The organism is Thioclava sp. F1Mire-8 (assembly GCF_002213165.1).
In the GTDB taxonomy this organism is placed as follows: Bacteria; Pseudomonadota; Alphaproteobacteria; order Rhodobacterales; family Rhodobacteraceae; genus Thioclava; species Thioclava nitratireducens.
Map to the genome: position 1 here is coordinate 156432 of NZ_NBNY01000002.1, position 17325 is coordinate 173756.

Sequence of the window (17325 nt, forward strand, 5' to 3'; positions counted from 1 at the left end):
ATTTGGGGATAAGTCTGTTGGCAAACATGTGGGACCGCGGGTTCCGACCTTAATATAAGGGTTGATCGAGTGTTTGCCCGTTTTTTGAGCAATTGCGGAGCGCATTGATTTCATTGAGAAATTTTCTGCACATTTGCCAAGCTATTGAAAGGATTAATACTTTTGTGACGGTCTCGTTACAGGCCGCGGCGCAGTGCACAACTTCGGCCTGTGATTCGATTTCAGGCTCATTCCGGACCTAATACATCGGGCGTCCGCCAGCCTAGATGTTGGCCGCCATCTACGCAGAGCAACTGCCCTGTGACGGCCGGCGCATCCATGAAATATCCCAGCGCTGCAACGATATCCGCAGGGTCCGCGCCACGCTCAAGGATCGTCGCCGCGCGCTGCCGGTTGAAGTGATCTTCCGACTGGCGCGCGCCCTGCAGGGTGGGGCCGGGGCCGATCGCGTTCACCCGGATATCGGGGGCCAGCGCCTGCGCGCCGGTCTGGGTCAGCGTCCACAGCCCCATCTTCGCGAGTGAGTAGGTCATGAACTCGGGCGTCAGCTTGCGCATCCGCTGATCGACCATGTTGACCACCAGGGCACGGGCCTTGGGTTCCGCGCCTGAGCGGTCGGCTTGCGGGGCCTGTGCCGCGAAGTGCTGGATCAGCACGAAGGGCGCGCGGAGGTTGGAGCCGATATGCCGGTCCCAGCTTTCGCGCGTAGCCGAGCGGATCGTGTCGTATTCGAAGATCGAGGCATTGTTGATCAGCAGATCGAGCGGCCCGTCGAGCAGTTGCGCCGCATGCGGCACCAGTGCCGCCGTCGCTGCCTCGTCCAGCAGGTCGGCCTGGACGATCTCGGCGCGCGCGCCCTTCGCGCGGGCCTCCGCTGCCGTGGCCTCCGCGTCCTCCGCGGAGCCGTGATAGTGGATCGCGACGTCCAGGCCGCGTTCGGCCAGATAAAGCGCCATCGCGCGCCCCAGCCGCTTCGCGCCGCCTGTCACCAATGCTCGTTTCATGCGCTGCCTCCAATGAAGAGGGCCACCATATAGGCCAGATAAGCCACGGAAAAAGCGATACCGACGCCGCGGGTGATCACACGGTTGCCGAAGATGAATGGCGCGAGCGCGATCGAGGCGGCTGCCATGACCCAAAGGTCGATCTGCAGCATCTGCCGAGGCACCGGAATATCGCCGAACAGCCCCGCAACGCCGATGATGCAGAGCAGGTTGAAGATGTTCGAGCCCACGACGTTGCCGAGCGCGAGGTCCGAGCGACCTTTCATCGCCGCCGTGATCGAGGTCGCCAGCTCCGGCAGCGAGGTGCCGAGCGCCACCAGCGTCAGGCCGATCACCGCATCCGAGATGCCCATGGCGCTGGCGATCTCCGATGCGCCGCTGACCAACCAGTTCGCGCCCAGCGGCAAGCCGACGAGGCCCGCGAGAACGTAAAGCCCGATCCGCCAGAGCGGCATCTTCGGATCGACGCTTTCGATCTCTTCATTCGCCTCGGTCTCGGCCGCGCTCCCGTTGCCGCGATTGGCGCGATGGGCGCGCGCCTCGCGGATCTGCCGGAACAGGACGATGCTCAGAGCAAAGAGCAGAAGCAGCCCCTGCGCCCAGCGGATCGGGCCCATGAAACAGACGAGAATGAACAGAATCGTCGCGCCCATCATCAGCACGAAGCTTTCGCGCGTGTCGTGCAGGTCGGTGCGGATCGCGGAGATGATCGCCGGCAATCCCAGCACCAGCAGGATATTCGCGATATTCGAGCCCACGACGTTTCCGAGCGCGATGCTCGGCGCATTGTCGAGGACGGCGGCGACGGAGACCATCAGCTCTGGCGCGGAGGTGCCGAAGGCCACGACAGTAAGCCCGACGATCAGCGCCGGAATGCCCAGGCGCAGCGACATCGCCACCGCGCCTTTCACCAGCAGATCGCCCGCCACGACCAGCAACGCCAGCCCGGCAATGATCTCGCCGAAATCCCAGATCATGACCGGCGCTCCGTCTTCTTGCTCTTGGTCTTGGAGGTCGTCTTGCAGGGGCAGGGGCCGCGTCCTATTTTCGGACGTCCGCAATCGGGACAACGTGCCGACAGCCGGCCCGGACCGCGCGGGCCCTTGATCTTCGGCATCCGCAGCTTGCCGAACATGGCGAGCACCGCCATGACGACCAGGAAGAGGGTCATGCCCTTGATGAGCATCGGGTTACAGCCCGTAGCGCGCCCAGAGCGCGCGCTCTTCGGTCGTGTCGATAAGTGCGCCTGCCGTCGCCGCCGCCATCTCGCCGCCGATCTGCGCGCCGAAACGCCGGAAGAGAGAACGCTTGGGCGCATAGGGCACGATGCGTGTCTTCTCGCCGTAGATTTCCTTCAGCTTCGGTACCGCATGGGCCAGCCCGTCGATCAGGCCGGTCTTCTCGGCCAGCGCTTGTCGCCCGGTCCAGATATCGCCGGTAAAGAGGTCGCGATCCGAGGCCAGTTTCGCGCCGCGCCGGGACTCGACATGTTCCTTGAAGCTGACATGCATGTCCTCGAGCAGCTTGTTCAGCCGCGCGACGTCCTCGTCCTTTTCTGGGCGGAACGGGTCCATGAAACTTTTCGAGCCGCCCGCCGTGTGCACGCGGCGTTGGATTCCGTGACGGCTGATGAACTCGTCGAGGCCGAACCCTGCCGAGATCACACCGATCGAGCCCACGACCGAAGTCGGGTCGGCCCAGATCTGGTCGGCGGCGCAGGCGAGCCAATAGCCGCCCGAGGCCGCGACGTCTTCGACGAAGGCATGCACGGGAATACCTTTTTCGTCCGCGAGCCTGCGGATACGCCCCGCGATCAGCGCCGATTGCACGGGCGATCCGCCGGGCGAATTGATCATCAGGGCCACCGCCGCCGGTTTCCCGCGGGAAAAAGCCCGCTCGATGATCGGGGCCATCGCGGCATCCGACAGGCCGGGCGATCCCGGGCGCGAGATGCCAATGGCACCGTGCAGACGGATCACCGCGACGAAGGGCGATTTCTTGACGAAGGGAAGGCGTTGGATCAGGCTCATGTGAGGGATGTAGAGGCTCACCCCTGCCCGCGCAAGCATGGCGATGACGGTTCCTGTCCGCGCCTGTTCGCGATTGAACCAGTCGTGACTTGCTGGTCGGGGCATGCTCGCCCCATCATCGGGGCCGGGAGGATGGAAATGACCGAAGACGACAGGCTCGCCGCGATTCTGGCGGATCATGCGGGGCGCGAAGGTGCGCTGCTGCCCATTCTTCACGATGTGCAGGCCGCTTACGGCTGCGTGCCCGCCGATAGCTATCAGCCGATTGCTGATGCGCTGCGGTTGAGCCGGGCGGAGGTGGCGGGCGTCGTCTCCTTCTATCACGATTTCCGCGATGCGCCCGCGGGCAAGCATGTGATCAAGCTGTGCCGTGCCGAGGCCTGCCAATCGATGGGCGGGACGGAGATGATCGCGCGGCTGGAGCGCGCGCTCGGCATGAAAGTCGGAGAAACGAAGGGTGACGTGACCCTTGAGGCGGTCTACTGCCTCGGGCTGTGTGCCTGCGCGCCCGCCGCGATGGTGGGCGATCAGTTGGTCGGGCGGGCGACGCCCGAGCGGATCGAGGCTCTGGTTGCGGAGGTCTCGGCATGAAGATCTGGGTTCCCTGCGATGCCGCTGCCGTAGCCTGTGGGGCCGATGAGGTCGCGGCGGCGATTGCCTCGGCGGCTGGTCTGAGCGGCGAAACGGTCGAGATCATCCGCAACGGCACGCGCGGGATGAACTGGCTGGAGCCTTTGGTCGAGATCGAGCGCGACGGCGTGCGCTACGGCTTCGGACCGATGACGCCCGAGGACGTACCTGCGCTGTTCGAAGACGGCGATCACCCGAAGGCGCTCGGCCCGGTCGAGGAAATCCCCTTCTTCGCAAAACAGACCCGCCTGACCTTCGCGCGCTGCGGTCGGACCGATCCGCTGTCGCTGGCCGATTATGAGGCGGGCGAGGGCTGGCAGGGTCTCAAGCGTGCGCTGGAACTGAGCGGGGAGCAGACCATCGAAGAGGTCATCACATCGGGGCTGCGCGGTCGTGGCGGTGCGGGCTTCCCGACCGGCATAAAATGGAAGACTGTCGCCGGGGCAGAGGCCTCGCAGAAATATATCGTCTGCAACGCGGACGAAGGCGATAGCGGCTCTTTCGCGGATCGGATGCTGATGGAAGGCGATCCCTTCTGCCTGCTCGAGGGCATGGCGATTGCCGGTCTTGCGGTCGGCGCGACCAAGGGCTTCATCTATGTCCGTTCGGAATATCCCCACGCGATCCGCACGCTGAACGCAGCGATCAAGGCAGCGCGCGCGGCCGGGATCATCGGCGACAGCCTGATGGGGCAGGGGCCGGCCTTCGATCTGGAGGTGCGCGTCGGCGCAGGCGCCTATATTTGCGGCGAGGAGACCTCGCTTCTCAATTCGCTCGAAGGAAAGCGCGGGATGGTGCGCGCCAAGCCGCCGCTGCCCGCGCTGGAAGGCGCGTTCGGCAAGCCGACCGTGGTGAACAACGTGCTCTCGCTGGCCGCCGTGCCGTGGATCTTGGTCCACGGCGGCGCTGCCTATGCCGAGTTCGGGCTGGGTCGCTCGCGCGGGACGATCCCGCTTCAGATCGCGGGCAACGTCAAACATGGCGGGTTGTTCGAGACCGGTTTCGGGATGTCGCTCGGCACGCTGGTCAACGAGATCGGCGGCGGCACGGCTTCGGGTCGTCCGTTCAAAGCGGTGCAGGTGGGCGGACCGCTGGGCGCCTATCACGGGCCGGACGATTTCGATTTGCCGGTCTGCTACGAGGCTTTCGCCGATCAGGGTGGCCTCGTGGGCCATGCCGGTTTCGTGGTGCATGACGACAGCGCCGACATGCTCGCGCTCGCCCGCTACGCGATGGAGTTCTGCGCCGTCGAGAGCTGCGGGAAATGCACGCCCTGCCGGATCGGCGCGGTGCGCGGCATGGAAACGCTCGACCGCGTGGCGGCGGGCGACCCGGCGGCGATCGAGTTGCTGCACGAGCTATGCGAAGTGATGGAGAAGGGCTCGCTCTGCGCGATGGGGGGCTTCACGCCCTTCCCGGTGCGCTCGGCGATACGGCTTTTCCCGCAAGAATTCTCGCTCTCACAGGAGGCTGCGGAATGAAGGATTTCATCATCCCCGACGGAGTGCACGGGCCGAAACTCTCCGATATGGGCACGCCTGCCAAATCGGGCCCGCCTGTGACGCTGGTGATTGACGGCATGGATGTGAGCGTGCCCGAGGGCACCTCCGTGATGCGCGCCGCCGCCGAGGCCGGGATCACCGTGCCGAAGCTGTGTGCGACCGATATGCTCGACGCTTACGGCTCGTGCCGTCTTTGCGTGGTCGAGATCGAGGGGATGCGCGGAACGCCTGCGTCGTGCACCACGCCCGTGCGCGAAGGCATGGTCGTGAAAACCCAGACCGAGCAGCTGCACAGGCTGCGTCGCGGGGTGATGGAGCTTTATATCTCCGATCACCCGCTCGACTGTCTGACCTGCGCGGCGAACGGCGATTGCGAATTGCAGGACATGGCAGGGGCCGTCGGCCTGCGCGACGTGCGCTACACGCCGGGCGAGAACCATGTCGAGACGCGCGCGGCGGACGGCGCCAATCCGCTCTATATTCCGCGCGACGATTCCAACCCGTATTTCTTCTACGATCCGTCGAAATGCATCGTCTGCATGCGCTGCGTGCGCGCCTGCGAAGAGGTGCAGGGCACTTTCGCGCTGACCGTGGACGGGCGCGGCTTCGACGCCCGCATCTCGACCGGTACGGAAGATTTCCTGAACTCGGATTGCGTCAGCTGCGGCGCCTGCGTGCAGGCCTGCCCGACAGCGACCCTGCAGGAGAAGACCGTCGACGAGATCGGCGTGCCGGAGCGTTCCGTGGTCACGACCTGCGCCTATTGCGGCGTGGGCTGCTCTTTTGAGGCGCAGATGCGCGGCGACCAGCTGGTGCGCATGGTGCCGTGGAAAGAGGGGAAGGCGAACCGTGGCCATAGCTGCGTGAAGGGCCGTTTCGCCTGGGGCTATGCGAACCATGGCGACCGCATCCTGAACCCGATGATCCGCGACAGCATCACTGACCCGTGGCGCGAAGTGTCGTGGGAAGAGGCGCTGGAATTTGCTGCCAACGGCATCAAGCGCGCGCAGGCCAAGCACGGCAAGGATTCAGTGGGCGTCATCACCTCGTCGCGCTGCACCAATGAGGAGACCTTCCTCGTGCAGAAACTCGCCCGCGCGGTTATGGGCACGAACAACACCGATACCTGCGCCCGGGTCTGCCATTCGCCGACCGGCTACGGGCTGAAGCAGACCTTCGGGACCTCGGCTGGCACGCAGGATTTCGACTCCGTCGAGCAGGTGGATTGCGCCGTGGTCATTGGGGCAAACCCGACCGACGGCCACCCGGTTTTCGCCTCGCGGCTGCGCAAAAGGCTGCGGCAGGGCGCGAAGCTGATCGTCGTGGACCCGCGCCGGATCGATCTGCTGGAGACCCCGCATATGGGCGAGGGGCATCACCTACCGCTACGTCCGGGAACCAATGTCGCGGTGTTGACCGCGATGGCCCATGTGATCGTGACGGAAGTGCTGTGTGACGAGGCGTTCATCCGCGAGCGCTGCGATTGGGACGAATGGACGGATTATGCCGAGTTCGCCGCCGATCCGGCCCATTCTCCCGAGGCGGTCGAAGAGTTGACCGGCGTGCCGGCCGACGCGCTGCGCCACGCTGCGCGGACCTATGCCGCCGCGCCGAACGGGGCGATCTATTACGGGCTGGGCGTGACCGAGCACAGCCAGGGCTCGACCACCGTGATCGCCATTGCCAACCTCGCGATGATGACCGGCAATATCGGACGCCCCGGTGTGGGGGTGAACCCGCTACGGGGGCAGAACAACGTGCAGGGCTCGTGCGATATGGGCTCCTTCCCCCACGAACTGCCGGGCTATCGCCATGTCTCGGACGACTCCGTGCGCGCGGTGTTCGAAGCGGAATGGGGTAGGACGCTCGACCCCGAGCCGGGGCTGCGTATTCCCAATATGCTCGACGCCGCCGTCGCGGGGGACTTTAAGGCGATCTACATTCAGGGTGAGGATATTCTGCAATCCGATCCCGATACCCATCACGTGGCCGCGGGCCTCGCGGCGATGGATTGCGTGATCGTGCATGACCTCTTCCTGAACGAGACCGCGCGCTACGCCCATGTCTTCCTGCCGGGCTCCACCTTCCTCGAGAAGGACGGGACCTTCACCAATGCCGAGCGCCGGATCAACCCGGTGCGCAAGGTCATGGCGCCGAAAGCAGGGCTGGCCGACTGGGAGGCGACGCAGGCGCTGGCCAATGCGCTGGGCGCGGGATGGAGTTACACCCACCCGTCCGAGATCATGGCAGAGATCGGTCGTACGACGCCCGCCTTCGCGGGCGTGACCTACGACCTGATCGACCGTATGGGCTCGGTGCAGTGGCCTTGTAACGATGCGCATCCGCAAGGCTCGCCGGTGATGCATGAACATGGCTTCGTGCGCGGCAAGGGGCGGTTCATCCGCACGGCCTATGTCGCGACCGAGGAGCGCACCGGGCCGCGCTTCCCGCTGCTGCTGACCACCGGGCGCATCCTGTCGCAGTATAACGTGGGCGCGCAGACGCGGCGGACCGAGAATTCCGTCTGGCATGCCGAGGACCGGCTGGAAATTCACCCGCATGATGCCGAGACGCGCGGCATTCGCGAGGGCGACTGGGTCCGGCTCACCAGCCGAGCGGGCGAGACGTCTTTGCGCGCGACGATCACCGACCGGGTCTCGCCCGGCGTCGTCTATACGACTTTCCACCACCCCGAAACGCAGGCGAACGTCGTCACCACCGACAATTCCGATTGGGCGACGAACTGCCCGGAATACAAGGTGACGGCGGTGCAGGTGGGGCTGTCGAACGGGCCGTCGGACTGGCAGGAGCTCTACACCGCGCAGACCAAGTTGACCCGCCGCGTCGAGGCTGCTGAATGACGGCGACCGATTGGGAAATGCCCAGCGGCGCTGTGCAGCGCCTTGCCGAGGAAGTGCCCGTGGCGCTGTCTTTCGACGGGGTAACGCAGGCGGTGATGATGGCGAGCCCCGCCGATCTGGAGGATTTCGCACTGGGATTCGCGCTCTCCGAAGGGCTCATCGAGGACGCGTCCGAGATCACCCGGCAGGAGCTCGAAGTGACCGAGGCCGGGATCGAAGCGCGCAACTGGCTGGCAACCCCCGCCGGCGCCCGGTTTGCCGAACGCCGCCGCGCTACGATGGGGCCGGTGGGCTGCGGGCTCTGCGGGATCGAGCAGCTGGAGGAGGCGCGGCGCAAGCTCGCTCCGGTTCTCCCGCCCGCCTTTACCATGACGCCGGAACAGGCCTCGGAGGCGCTCGAGACCCTGCGTGACCATCAGCCTCTGCAGGACGAAACCCGCGCCGCCCATGCGTCGAGCTTCTGGCAGCCGGGCAAGGGGATCGTGCTGACGCGCGAAGATGTCGGCCGCCACAACGCCCTCGACAAGCTGATCGGGGCGCTGATCCGGGGCGGGATAGACCCGGCGAGCGGCGCGCTGGTGATGACCTCGCGGCTTTCGGTCGACCTGATCCAGAAGGTCGCGACCCTACGTATCCCGGTGATAGTCGGCCCCTCCGCCCCCACCGCTTTGGCGGTGAGCGAGGCGCGGGACGCAGGCCTTACCGTTATTGCACGCGCAGGCCGGGGCCTCGCGCTTTACACCGCGCCGCAGGAGGCCACCGCATGAAGCCTGAGAAACTCGCCGGGATGGCCAATCAGATCGCACAGTTCTTCGAAAGCCAGCCCGGCGATCAGGCGCGCGCCGTGGCAGATCACATCAATGCCAATTGGGCGCCCACGATGCGCGACACGTTCCTCGCGGCGGCGGACAAGCTGGAGCTGCACCCGCTGGTGAAAGCGGCCCTGCCGGATATCCGTCCCCCTCAGCGCGGCTGATCGCCCGGCGTCACGATTGGCGCGACCGAGAGGGTGAACTTCGCCTCATCCGCGAAGGGGTAGGGGGCCGCGAACTGCTGCACCGGACCGATCGTCCAGTCGGGATGGTCTGGATAGGTCGCGCGCGGAAGACCTGCCCCGGACATATCATCTGCGCCTCGTCAATCCCGAGCGCACCGCCGAGCGCGGTGCGGTAGAGGGTCTGGATCACGACATAGGCGACGATGCTCAGCGGCCAGATCGCATCGGGCAGGCTGCGGCTTGCGATATGGGGCATGGGCTCGGCGCATATGCTGGCGGTGCGGCAGGGGAGGGCGCCACGGGAAAGGTCTGGAGCATGGCGCAGCTATTGGCTTGCAGATCGGCCGCGCATGGCGGGCGGGACTCGATACCAACTTCGGGGCGCGGGCCAAAGCGCCACGGGCGTCTGCCGCCTGACATGAGCGTTTGGAGAATCTGCGGCAATATCGGGCGGGGAGCCGCGAGAGATCAGGCCTCTTTCGTACGCTCTAAATAGGCGCGCAATTCCTCGGCCTCGTGACGCGCGTCGCGCAATCCATCCATCGCCGCGCGCAGCTCGGCCTCGGTCTGGCTGAGCTGATTGGCCAGTTCCGCCTCGCGCTGCTCGACATAGACGAGTGCCTGATCGCGGGTCTCCTCGGCTTCATGCAAAGCCTGCGCCATCTGCTCCAGCTCGCCCATATCGGCCTGGCTCACACGGGTGAGGCGGTGGATCAGCCAGCTTGCGAACCAGCCAAGCGCGAAAGCCACGAAAAGGATGATCGCTGTGGCTATGATGAATTCGTCTCTGTTCATATGGCGTCCCTTCAGCCCTTCGACAGGTCCTCCGGCCGGGATTGCGGGCGCGGCGTCTTCTCGCCGGGCGTCTCGACCGGAATTTCTTCTTGTTGCGGGGTCTGTTGCCCCGGTTCTGCGGCGGTGTCCCCATCGCCGGATTTGTCCTGCGCGCCGTTCTCGGTGGCGGGGGCGCCGTCATCGGTCACGGCGCCGTTCCAGTGCGGCTCGCCAGCGCCATCCCCAGTCCCCTCGTCAGCGCCTGCCGTGGCGTCTGCCGTGGCATCGGGCAGCGCCTCGTCACCCACCGGCGCCTCGTCCAGCAGCACGAACTCGATCCTGCGGTTCTGCTCGCGGCCGGCTTCGGTGTCGTTCGAGGCGATGGGCTGGGCTTCGCCGTAGCCTTTTGCCTCCAGGTTGCCGATCAGCACGCCACGGTCCAGAAGCCCGCGGATCACCGCCTGCGCGCGCTGTTGCGAGAGCTGCAGGTTCATTTCCTCGCGGCCCTGATTGTCGGTATAGCCGGCCACTTCCATCTTGAAGTCGGTGCAGTTCTTCATTGCCTTGGCCAACGCGTCGAGCGCGTCGAGGCTTTCCGCAGCGACCTGCGCCGAACCCGGATCGAAATCGACCTTCTTCTTCTTCAGCGTGTCGTTCAGGCGGGCCACGCACTCCTTGCCGGTCGGCAGGGCGAGCTGCTCATCGAGGCGCTTGTCGTATTTCACGCTCAGGTCGATCTGCGCATCTTCGCCAAGCTCGCTCGTCAGAATGCGCGAGATCGTGTCGGAGGCCTGCGGATCGCCCGAGACGCCGCTGACCGAGATGCCGTCGGGGGTCACGGTGACCTTGCCTTCGTGCAGCACCGACAGGGCGTCGAGGGCGGCCAGCGTGCGTACCGGCCAACCGGCGGGAAGCTCCTTGTCGACGCGGGTCGCGCCATGGACATTGGCATGGCCGAGCTTGGCGCGTGCGTAGCTCTCGACGGTCTGGCGCTCACGCGCATCGGTCACGCGGCCCTTCAGGTCGACATGGCCGTTGCCGTCGCGGGTGGCGGTGAAGCTCGCCTCGCCGGCTTTCGCATCGGGGGCGGGCTCGCGCTTGGCCTTGAGCGAAAACACCCCGGGCAGGTTCGATTCCAGCTCACCCACGACATCGTCGAATTGCTGCTGATCGACGGTCGAAGGCACATCCAGCGCGATATCGGCATCCGAGAAGGTCACCGAGCCCGCGCCGAGATCGCCGAGCGCCTTGATCGCCATCTGCGCGGCCTTGGACCAGTCGGGCGAAGGCGTGCCCATCCCGATCGTGCAGCTCAGCGTGCCTTTCGCGCCCGCCGCGCGGGCCGCAGTCAGGATGCGGTCGCGCGCACGTTCGTTATCGGCGGAGCAGGCGTCGAAATGCGGGCCTTCCGCCTTGTCGATGAGGAAGCGCAGCGTGAAGGGGGTGATCACGGGGCGCGGTGCGGAGATGTCGAAGCTGAGCTTGAGATCGGAGGGGCGGCGGCGCGCCAGCGAAGTCTCCACTCGCCCCTTCTCGGCGGGGCTGTCGGTGATCGCCTCCACCGAGACTTTGCCCGCGCTGACCGACACTTTCGAGCGCGGCAGCGTCTCGAGCGTCGTCATCGCGAATTTCATCGCTTCGTCCCAACCGCCGGGCACCGGGTAATCGGCGCTCTCCAGCATGTCGGTGACGCCATCCTCGCCTGCGACTTTCGAGAGCTTCTCCACGATCGCCTCGCGGTCGATCGAGGATGGCACCAGCCCGATCAGCGAGATGCCGTTCTCGTTGCGCAGCATTTCCAGCGAGAAGGCGGGTGGCGTGATCGGCTTCGTGATCTGGGTGTCGGTATTGTCGACGACCCGCGAGCTGTCGACGTATTTGTCGACCTCGGAGACCGCGCGGAACCGCTCGGCCTCGGTCGGGGCGGTGCCGGAGAGGATCACCTGCAGCCCATCGGTATGGATACGCATCCAGCCGTAGCCCTGCGCCTCCATCGCGACGCGCACTTCTTGTTTCGTGGATTTTTCGACAATTGTCGCCGCGCCGCCCGCGATGACTGCGGAGACGACGAGTGCGAGGACAAAGGCGGCGATCGTCAACAAGGTGGCGCGGCTGCGCATCGGTCTCAGGCCCTCCCCAGGGGAATCTTTATCCCGTTTCCTTAAGGTGCAGGGGCGCGGGGATCAATCGATACGCCGTTACACGATTGCGCCAACGGCGAGAAACAGCGCAGCGATCAGGCCCGTATCGCGGTTCGCGCGGAACAGTTTCAGACAGGTGTCCGGGTCGTCGATATCGAGCTGACGCATCTGCCAGAGCATGTGCCACCCCATCGCCCAGGGCGCGAGCAACGAGAGCGCGAGGCGCAGCGGCGGCGCGCCGGGCAACAGTGCGCCCATCACGGCGATGGTCATCAGCGCGACGGAGGTCATCAGGAAGCCGCCCAGCCATTTCGCGCTGTCGTCCCCGAAGAGCCGCGCGGTGGATTTCACGCCGATCAGCGCGTCGTCTTCCTTGTCCTGATGCGCGTAGATCGTGTCGTAGAACAACGTCCAGGCCATGCCCGCGAAATAAAGCACGACGGGCGGCCAGCTGAGGCTTCCGGTATGCGCGACCCACAGCAGCAGCGCGCCCCAGTTGAACGCGATCCCGAGGAAGATCTGCGGCCACCAGGTGAAGCGCTTGGCGAAGGGGTAGATCGCGACCGGGCCGAGTGAGACAATCCCGAGAATGATCGCGGGGGTGTTGAAGGTCAGCAGGATCGCGAAGGAGATCAGCGACTGGATCACAGCCCAAGCCAGCGCCTGTTTCGTCGAAACCTGCCCCGAGGGGATCGGGCGCGAGCGGGTGCGGGCCACGCCGGCGTCGATGTCGCGGTCGGTGATGTCGTTCCAGGTGCAGCCCGCGCCGCGCATCAGGAAGGCTCCGACGGAGGCGCCGATGGCCAGCCACAGATCCCACCAGATGAAGCCGCCCGTCGAGGACGCCGCCAGCGCGATCGACCAGTAGCAGGGCAGCAGCAGCAGCCACGTCCCGATAGGCCGGTCGGCGCGGCTCAGGCGCAGATAGGGCCGCGTCCATGCCGGGGCCAGCCGGTCGACCCAGTTGCCGCGATAAGCATCCGCGACCGTGCCGTTTGCGTCTTCCGCCGCCTCTGGCGTTTCGGGTTTTCCGCTCATAAAGTCCGCCTCATGGAACGTGCCAAGATCAGGCTCTGTGTAGAGCACCCGCTGGGCGCGGGGCAAGCCGTGCCTCTGACTCAGGACGAAGCGCATTACCTCTTCGCGGTGATGCGGCTGGCCGTGGGCGCCCGTGTCGCGCTGTTCAACGGGCGCGATGGCGAGTGGACGGCGGAGGTCGTCGAGGCTCACAAGAAGCGCGGTATTCTGGCCTGCGTCGAGCAGGCCGCACCGCAGCTCGCGCCGCCCGATCTCTGGCTGATCTTCGCGCCGATCAAGAAAGAGCGCACCGATTTCATCGTAGAGAAGGCGACCGAACTGGGCTGCGCCAAGGTGCTGCCGGTGCAGACCGAGTTCACCAATTCCGCGCGCATCCGGCAGGACCGCTTGCAGGCCCATGCCAAGGAAGCGGCGGAGCAATGTCTGGGCACCTATGTGCCCCCGGTCGAGGATTTGCAGGGGCTCAAGAAGCTGCTGGATGGCTGGGATCCGAGCCGTCGCATCCTCTGGGCCGACGAGGCTTTGGTTGGCCCCGCAGAGACGCTCGCGGGGTTGGAGCCGGGACCTTGGGCGATCCTGATCGGGCCAGAAGGCGGGTTCTCGGAGGCCGAGCGCGAGATGCTTCGCAGTCGCGATTTCGTGACCCCCGTCAGCCTCGGCCCGCGCATCCTGCGCGCCGATACGGCGGTCTGCGCGGCGATTACATTGTGGCAATCGGCGCTGGGAGACTGGCGGTGATCCGTCCCGAGGTCGCAGACGGGTTCAAGCGCTGGAGCGAGGTGATCGCGGCGGGCGTCGTGGTGGCGTTCGGTGCGTGGTTAGTCTGGCTCGGCGGATTGATCCTGATGCCGCTGGGACTGGTCGCGGTCGTGCTCGGCCTCGGCTGGGCGCTGATCGGCTGGCGTCGGTTGCGCTTCGCGCGTGAAACAAATGCGCCGGGTCTGGTCGAGATCGACGAGGGCCGTATCTCCTATTTCGCAGCCAGCCGGGCGCGCGCCATTGCGGGGCCGGGCAGCAATGTCTCGGCGCTCGGGATGGGCGGCGAATTGCCGCTGCGCGAACTGGCGGAAATCCGACTGCTGACGCTGCAGGGCCAGCAATATTGGCGGCTGCGCAGCCTCTCGGGCGAGGCGCTTCTGATCCCGCTCGACGCGGCGGGGGCGGATGCGCTCTACGATGCCTTCGCGAGCTTGCCGGGGGTCGATATGGGGAAAATCTCCGCCGCGCTCGACCAGCAGACCACCGCACAGAGCCTCTGGATCCGTAAACAGGTTTCACGCTTGACTTGAGCTAGCCCCCGCGCCACCTGTGGCGCTCCATAAAGCGACGCGAGAAAAGACATGTCCATTCCGCAGCAGGGCGGTGGCCCGATCGAGCGCTTCGAGCAACTGGCCGAATATCTGGCCGAAGGTGAGAAGCCGCGCGACGATTGGCGCATCGGCACCGAACACGAGAAATTCGGCTATTGCGCGGACAAGCAATTGCCGCTGCCCTATGATGGCCCGCGGTCGATCAAGGCGATGCTGGAAGGTCTGCGCGACCGCTTTGGCTGGCAGCCGGTGGAAGAGCAGGGCAACATCATCGGGCTGGAGCTGAACGGCGCGAATGTGAGCCTCGAGCCCGGGGGGCAGCTGGAACTGTCGGGCGCGCCGCTCGAGACGATCCACCAGACCTGCGACGAGGTGAACCTCCACCTGCGCGAAGTGCAGTCGGTCGCCGACGATCTCGGCGTAAGGTTCATCGGCCTTGGCGCGGCTCCGATCTGGTCGCAGGAGCAGATGCCGATGATGCCCAAGGGGCGCTACCGGCTGATGACCGATTACATGGGCCGCGTCGGCGAACTCGGAACGCAGATGATGTATCGCACCTGCACCGTGCAGGTGAATCTCGACTTCGCGTCCGAGGCCGACATGGTGCAGAAGATGCGCGTGGCGCTCGCGCTGCAGCCGGTCGCGACGGCGCTGTTCGCGAACTCGCCCTTCCTCGATGGCAAGCCCAACGGCATGAAATCGTGGCGCAGCCATATCTGGCAGAACCTCGACGATGCGCGCACGGGCATGCTGCCCTTCATGTTCGAAGAGGGCGCGGGCTACGAGGCCTACGCGAACTACGTTCTCGATGTGCCGATGTATTTCGTCTATCGCGACGGCAAATATATCAATGCTCTGGGCCAGTCGTTCCGCGACTTCCTCAAGGGCGAGCTGCCCGCGCTGCCCGGCGAGAAGCCGACGCTGAGTGACTGGGCCGATCACCTGACGACCGTCTTCCCCGAGGCGCGGGCGAAAAAATTCATCGAGATGCGCGGTGCCGATGGCGGGCCCTGGCGGCGTTTGTGTGCGCTGCCCGCGCTGTGGGTCGGCCTGTGCTATGACCAGACCGCGCTCGATGCGGCTTGGGATCTGGTGAAGGGCTTCGATCACGAGACCCGCGAAGGTCTGCGCCGTGCGGCGGCGGTCGATGCGCTGCAGGGCGAGTTCAACGGCGTGAAGCTGCATGACCTCGCACGCGAAACGGTGGCGATCGCGAAATCCGGTCTGGCGGCACGGGCGAAGCCCGGCGCAGGCGGAATGATCCCCGACGAGACCCATTTCCTCAACGCGCTGGAAGAGAGCGTCGAGACCGGCCGCGTGCCTGCCGACGAACTCCTCGAGAAATATCACGGCGAGTGGAATGGCGATCTGAGCAAGATTTACGCCGAATACAGCTACTAACGGACAGGGCAGGGCGGTTAGCCGCCCCGCCGCTCTATCCCAGCCGCTCGCGCACCCATTGCGGGACGAGCACGCTCGCCGGTCCCTGGCGCGAGATGTCGAACATCTCGCTGCCCGCCGAGCGGTCGAGGTTCAGCTCCAGCGTCTCGACACCGGCCATCGCGGCATCCTGTACGAAGCCTGCCGCCGGATAGACGTTGCCGCTGGTGCCGATCGAGACGAAGAGGTCCGCGGCTTCCAGCTCGCGGATTATCCGGTCCATCTGGTAGGGCATCTCGTTGAACCAGACGATGTCGGGCCGCGTGGCTTTTCGCCCGCACTCGGGGCAGGTGTCACGCGGCTTCATCGCTTCCGGCGCGGGCCAGCGATGGCCGCATGCGTGGCACAAGGCTCCAAACAGCGTGCCGTGCATGTGGATCACGTTCCGAGAGCCAGCGCGCTCGTGCAGGTCATCGACATTCTGCGTCACCACCAGAACCTCGTGGCCCGGATCGGCCTCGAGTTCCGCCAACGCGACATGGGCAGGATTTGGCTGTGCCGCGCGCGCCGCCGCCCGGCGCGCATTGTAGAAGCGATGCACCAATTCGGGGTCGCGCGCAAAACCCTCAGGCGTCGCCACGTCCATGATGCGATGCTCTTCCCAAAGGCCGTCACTCGCCCGAAACGTCTTGAGACCACTTTCGGCGGAAATACCGGCGCCAGTCAGAATCACGACCTTGGTCATCGCGCTGCCCTCCGTTATCACTCCTCCTATGCGTATCCTCTTTCTCTGCCTTGGCAATATCTGCCGCTCGCCCGCCGCCGAAGCGGTGACCCGTCACAAGGCCGCCGCGGCCGGCCTCGATATCGAGTTCGACAGCGCCGGCACCGGTAGCTGGCATCTGGGAGAACCGCCCTACGAACCGATGATCGCGGCGGCGGAGGCGCGCGGCTATGACATGCGCGCTCTGCGCGCACGGAAAATCGAGCTCGCCGATTACGACGCGTTCGATGTGATCCTGGCGATGGATGAAAATAACCTGCGCGATGCGCTGGACGGGGCGCCGCGCGAGATGCGCGCGCAGGTGCAGATGTTCATCGACGGGCCGGAAGGACCGCGCGATGTGCCCGATCCTTATTTTACCCGCAATTTCGAGGGAGCCCTCGACATGATCGAGGCGGGTGCGGATCAGCTGATCGCCGATTTGCTGGCCGATGAGGAAGAAAAGCGGCGCGGGCAGTAGACCGCGCGCCGCAGACTGACCGCTTACTTGCAGAAGCCTTCCGCGGTGGAGGCGAAGTTCTTGTAGCGGTCCCAGAAGTCCGAATCCGACTTGCGATCCGACATCCGCACTTCCTGCGCGCGGTCGGGATCGTGGAAGAAGCTGGCGGCGCGGCGCTGGTCGCGGTGGCTCAGCGTCATGTCGGCGACTTGCTGGATGCACCCACAGGTGCCGGGATTGCTGGCGCGCCCCGCCTTCAGGCAGGCGTTGTCGATGGGCCCGGCCGAGGCCATCGAAGCGAGCGCCACGGCGCCCGAGAATGCGCAGAGTCCGAGTGTCGTCTTGAAAGTCATCTACTGCCCCTTTTGTCGTTGCGGCCGGCATGTATTTGCCGATCCTGCCTGCTCATTTGTCCGCGATTCTAAACAAATTTCA

At 65.6% G+C, this 17325-nt stretch carries 19 protein-coding genes; 9 read left to right on the forward strand and 10 right to left on the reverse strand.

All coding sequences use genetic code 11. The features are described 5' to 3' along the window. Nucleotides 1-227 precede the first annotated feature (227 nt). Genes B6V75_RS09265 through B6V75_RS09280 form a run of 4 tightly spaced genes read right to left on the reverse strand, consistent with a single transcriptional unit; the run spans nt 228 to nt 3034 of the window. On the reverse strand, nt 228-1004 hold the full coding sequence (locus B6V75_RS09265) for an SDR family oxidoreductase (protein ID WP_088719511.1): 777 nt from the start codon (nt 1002-1004) through the stop codon (nt 228-230). After that, complete coding sequence (locus B6V75_RS09270) at nt 1001-1981, reverse strand: calcium/sodium antiporter (protein ID WP_088719512.1); 981 nt, start codon at nt 1979-1981, stop codon at nt 1001-1003. The genes B6V75_RS09265 and B6V75_RS09270 overlap by 4 nt, the downstream gene beginning before the upstream one ends. Beyond that, nucleotides 1978-2190, reverse strand: coding sequence for a hypothetical protein (locus tag B6V75_RS09275; RefSeq protein WP_075773916.1), 213 nt, complete (start codon nt 2188-2190; stop codon nt 1978-1980). The genes B6V75_RS09270 and B6V75_RS09275 overlap by 4 nt, the downstream gene beginning before the upstream one ends. Before the next feature lie 4 nt (nt 2191-2194). Next, a complete protein-coding gene (locus B6V75_RS09280; protein ID WP_075773917.1) occupies nt 2195-3034 on the reverse strand; it encodes a S49 family peptidase in 840 nt (279 codons plus the stop codon). Nucleotides 3035-3172: 138 nt separating this feature from the next. Here B6V75_RS09280 and B6V75_RS09285 point away from each other — a divergent pair, with 138 nt between their 5' ends. The 5 genes from B6V75_RS09285 to B6V75_RS09305 are packed head-to-tail and all read left to right on the forward strand — an operon-like array spanning nt 3173 to nt 9003. After that, nucleotides 3173-3625 carry a formate dehydrogenase subunit gamma gene (locus tag B6V75_RS09285; protein WP_075773918.1) on the forward strand — a complete coding sequence of 151 codons (453 nt, stop codon included), beginning with the start codon at nt 3173-3175 and terminating at the stop codon, nt 3623-3625. Then, nucleotides 3622-5145, forward strand: coding sequence for a formate dehydrogenase beta subunit (locus B6V75_RS09290; RefSeq protein ID WP_088719513.1), 1524 nt, complete (start codon nt 3622-3624; stop codon nt 5143-5145). The genes B6V75_RS09285 and B6V75_RS09290 overlap by 4 nt, the downstream gene beginning before the upstream one ends. Beyond that, nucleotides 5142-8027: a formate dehydrogenase subunit alpha gene (gene fdhF, locus B6V75_RS09295; protein WP_088719514.1), complete on the forward strand. Its 2886-nt coding sequence runs from the start codon at nt 5142-5144 to the stop codon at nt 8025-8027. The genes B6V75_RS09290 and fdhF overlap by 4 nt, the downstream gene beginning before the upstream one ends. After that, nucleotides 8024-8794 (forward strand): formate dehydrogenase accessory sulfurtransferase FdhD, encoded by a 771-nt coding sequence (gene fdhD, locus B6V75_RS09300; RefSeq protein ID WP_088719515.1) that lies wholly within the window; start codon nt 8024-8026, stop codon nt 8792-8794. The genes fdhF and fdhD overlap by 4 nt, the downstream gene beginning before the upstream one ends. Beyond that, nucleotides 8791-9003: a formate dehydrogenase subunit delta gene (locus tag B6V75_RS09305; RefSeq protein WP_088719516.1), complete on the forward strand. Its 213-nt coding sequence runs from the start codon at nt 8791-8793 to the stop codon at nt 9001-9003. The genes fdhD and B6V75_RS09305 overlap by 4 nt, the downstream gene beginning before the upstream one ends. Here the strand turns inward: B6V75_RS09305 and B6V75_RS18650 are convergent. The 4 genes from B6V75_RS18650 to ubiA form a co-directional block, all read right to left on the reverse strand. Beyond that, nucleotides 8991-9149, reverse strand: coding sequence for a hypothetical protein (locus B6V75_RS18650; protein WP_168174462.1), 159 nt, complete (start codon nt 9147-9149; stop codon nt 8991-8993). The genes B6V75_RS09305 and B6V75_RS18650 overlap by 13 nt on opposite strands. A 343-nt stretch (nt 9150-9492) precedes the next feature. Beyond that, on the reverse strand, nt 9493-9819 hold the full coding sequence (locus B6V75_RS09310) for a hypothetical protein (RefSeq protein ID WP_088719517.1): 327 nt from the start codon (nt 9817-9819) through the stop codon (nt 9493-9495). A gap of 11 nt (nt 9820-9830) precedes the next feature. Next, nucleotides 9831-11918: an OmpA family protein gene (locus tag B6V75_RS09315; RefSeq protein WP_075773924.1), complete on the reverse strand. Its 2088-nt coding sequence runs from the start codon at nt 11916-11918 to the stop codon at nt 9831-9833. A gap of 78 nt (nt 11919-11996) precedes the next feature. After that, nucleotides 11997-12977 (reverse strand): 4-hydroxybenzoate octaprenyltransferase, encoded by a 981-nt coding sequence (gene ubiA / locus B6V75_RS09320; RefSeq protein ID WP_075773925.1) that lies wholly within the window; start codon nt 12975-12977, stop codon nt 11997-11999. A 12-nt stretch (nt 12978-12989) separates the two neighbouring features. On the opposite strand from ubiA, the gene B6V75_RS09325 reads away from it, so the two are divergent. Genes B6V75_RS09325 through B6V75_RS09335 form a run of 3 tightly spaced genes read left to right on the forward strand, consistent with a single transcriptional unit; the run spans nt 12990 to nt 15688 of the window. Next, the gene (locus B6V75_RS09325; protein ID WP_075773926.1) at nt 12990-13715 is read left to right on the forward strand and encodes a 16S rRNA (uracil(1498)-N(3))-methyltransferase; all 726 of its coding nucleotides are present in this window, start codon (nt 12990-12992) and stop codon (nt 13713-13715) included. Next, nucleotides 13712-14266 carry a hypothetical protein gene (locus B6V75_RS09330; protein ID WP_088719518.1) on the forward strand — a complete coding sequence of 185 codons (555 nt, stop codon included), beginning with the start codon at nt 13712-13714 and terminating at the stop codon, nt 14264-14266. Before B6V75_RS09325 ends, B6V75_RS09330 begins: the two co-directional genes overlap by 4 nt. Before the next feature lie 51 nt (nt 14267-14317). Next, nucleotides 14318-15688, forward strand: coding sequence for a glutamate--cysteine ligase (locus B6V75_RS09335; protein ID WP_088719519.1), 1371 nt, complete (start codon nt 14318-14320; stop codon nt 15686-15688). A gap of 34 nt (nt 15689-15722) precedes the next feature. Here the strand turns inward: B6V75_RS09335 and B6V75_RS09340 are convergent, their stop codons facing one another. After that, the gene (locus tag B6V75_RS09340; protein WP_088719520.1) at nt 15723-16412 is read right to left on the reverse strand and encodes an NAD-dependent deacylase; all 690 of its coding nucleotides are present in this window, start codon (nt 16410-16412) and stop codon (nt 15723-15725) included. Between the two features lie 28 nt (nt 16413-16440). Between B6V75_RS09340 and B6V75_RS09345 the strand changes: the two genes are divergently transcribed. Continuing rightward, the gene (locus B6V75_RS09345; RefSeq protein WP_088719521.1) at nt 16441-16911 is read left to right on the forward strand and encodes a low molecular weight protein-tyrosine-phosphatase; all 471 of its coding nucleotides are present in this window, start codon (nt 16441-16443) and stop codon (nt 16909-16911) included. 23 nt (nt 16912-16934) lie between these two features. Here B6V75_RS09345 and B6V75_RS09350 read toward each other — a convergent pair whose 3' ends face one another. Continuing rightward, nucleotides 16935-17243 carry a hypothetical protein gene (locus tag B6V75_RS09350; protein ID WP_075773931.1) on the reverse strand — a complete coding sequence of 103 codons (309 nt, stop codon included), beginning with the start codon at nt 17241-17243 and terminating at the stop codon, nt 16935-16937. Nucleotides 17244-17325 lie beyond the last annotated feature (82 nt).

Coding starts and splice junctions, on each gene's coding strand:
- B6V75_RS09325 (WP_075773926.1), top strand. CDS start 12,990: ATGGAACGTGCCAAGATCAGGCTCTGTGTAGAGCACCCGCTGGGCGCG.
- fdhF (WP_088719514.1), top strand. CDS start 5,142: ATGAAGGATTTCATCATCCCCGACGGAGTGCACGGGCCGAAACTCTCC.
- B6V75_RS18650 (WP_168174462.1), bottom strand. CDS start 9,149: ATGTCCGGGGCAGGTCTTCCGCGCGCGACCTATCCAGACCATCCCGAC.
- B6V75_RS09345 (WP_088719521.1), top strand. CDS start 16,441: ATGCGTATCCTCTTTCTCTGCCTTGGCAATATCTGCCGCTCGCCCGCC.
- B6V75_RS09335 (WP_088719519.1), top strand. CDS start 14,318: ATGTCCATTCCGCAGCAGGGCGGTGGCCCGATCGAGCGCTTCGAGCAA.
- B6V75_RS09280 (WP_075773917.1), bottom strand. CDS start 3,034: ATGAGCCTGATCCAACGCCTTCCCTTCGTCAAGAAATCGCCCTTCGTC.
- B6V75_RS09315 (WP_075773924.1), bottom strand. CDS start 11,918: ATGCGCAGCCGCGCCACCTTGTTGACGATCGCCGCCTTTGTCCTCGCA.
- B6V75_RS09270 (WP_088719512.1), bottom strand. CDS start 1,981: ATGATCTGGGATTTCGGCGAGATCATTGCCGGGCTGGCGTTGCTGGTC.
- B6V75_RS09310 (WP_088719517.1), bottom strand. CDS start 9,819: ATGAACAGAGACGAATTCATCATAGCCACAGCGATCATCCTTTTCGTG.
- fdhD (WP_088719515.1), top strand. CDS start 8,024: ATGACGGCGACCGATTGGGAAATGCCCAGCGGCGCTGTGCAGCGCCTT.
- B6V75_RS09285 (WP_075773918.1), top strand. CDS start 3,173: ATGACCGAAGACGACAGGCTCGCCGCGATTCTGGCGGATCATGCGGGG.
- B6V75_RS09305 (WP_088719516.1), top strand. CDS start 8,791: ATGAAGCCTGAGAAACTCGCCGGGATGGCCAATCAGATCGCACAGTTC.
- B6V75_RS09265 (WP_088719511.1), bottom strand. CDS start 1,004: ATGAAACGAGCATTGGTGACAGGCGGCGCGAAGCGGCTGGGGCGCGCG.
- ubiA (WP_075773925.1), bottom strand. CDS start 12,977: ATGAGCGGAAAACCCGAAACGCCAGAGGCGGCGGAAGACGCAAACGGC.
- B6V75_RS09275 (WP_075773916.1), bottom strand. CDS start 2,190: ATGCTCATCAAGGGCATGACCCTCTTCCTGGTCGTCATGGCGGTGCTC.
- B6V75_RS09350 (WP_075773931.1), bottom strand. CDS start 17,243: ATGACTTTCAAGACGACACTCGGACTCTGCGCATTCTCGGGCGCCGTG.
- B6V75_RS09290 (WP_088719513.1), top strand. CDS start 3,622: ATGAAGATCTGGGTTCCCTGCGATGCCGCTGCCGTAGCCTGTGGGGCC.
- B6V75_RS09340 (WP_088719520.1), bottom strand. CDS start 16,412: ATGACCAAGGTCGTGATTCTGACTGGCGCCGGTATTTCCGCCGAAAGT.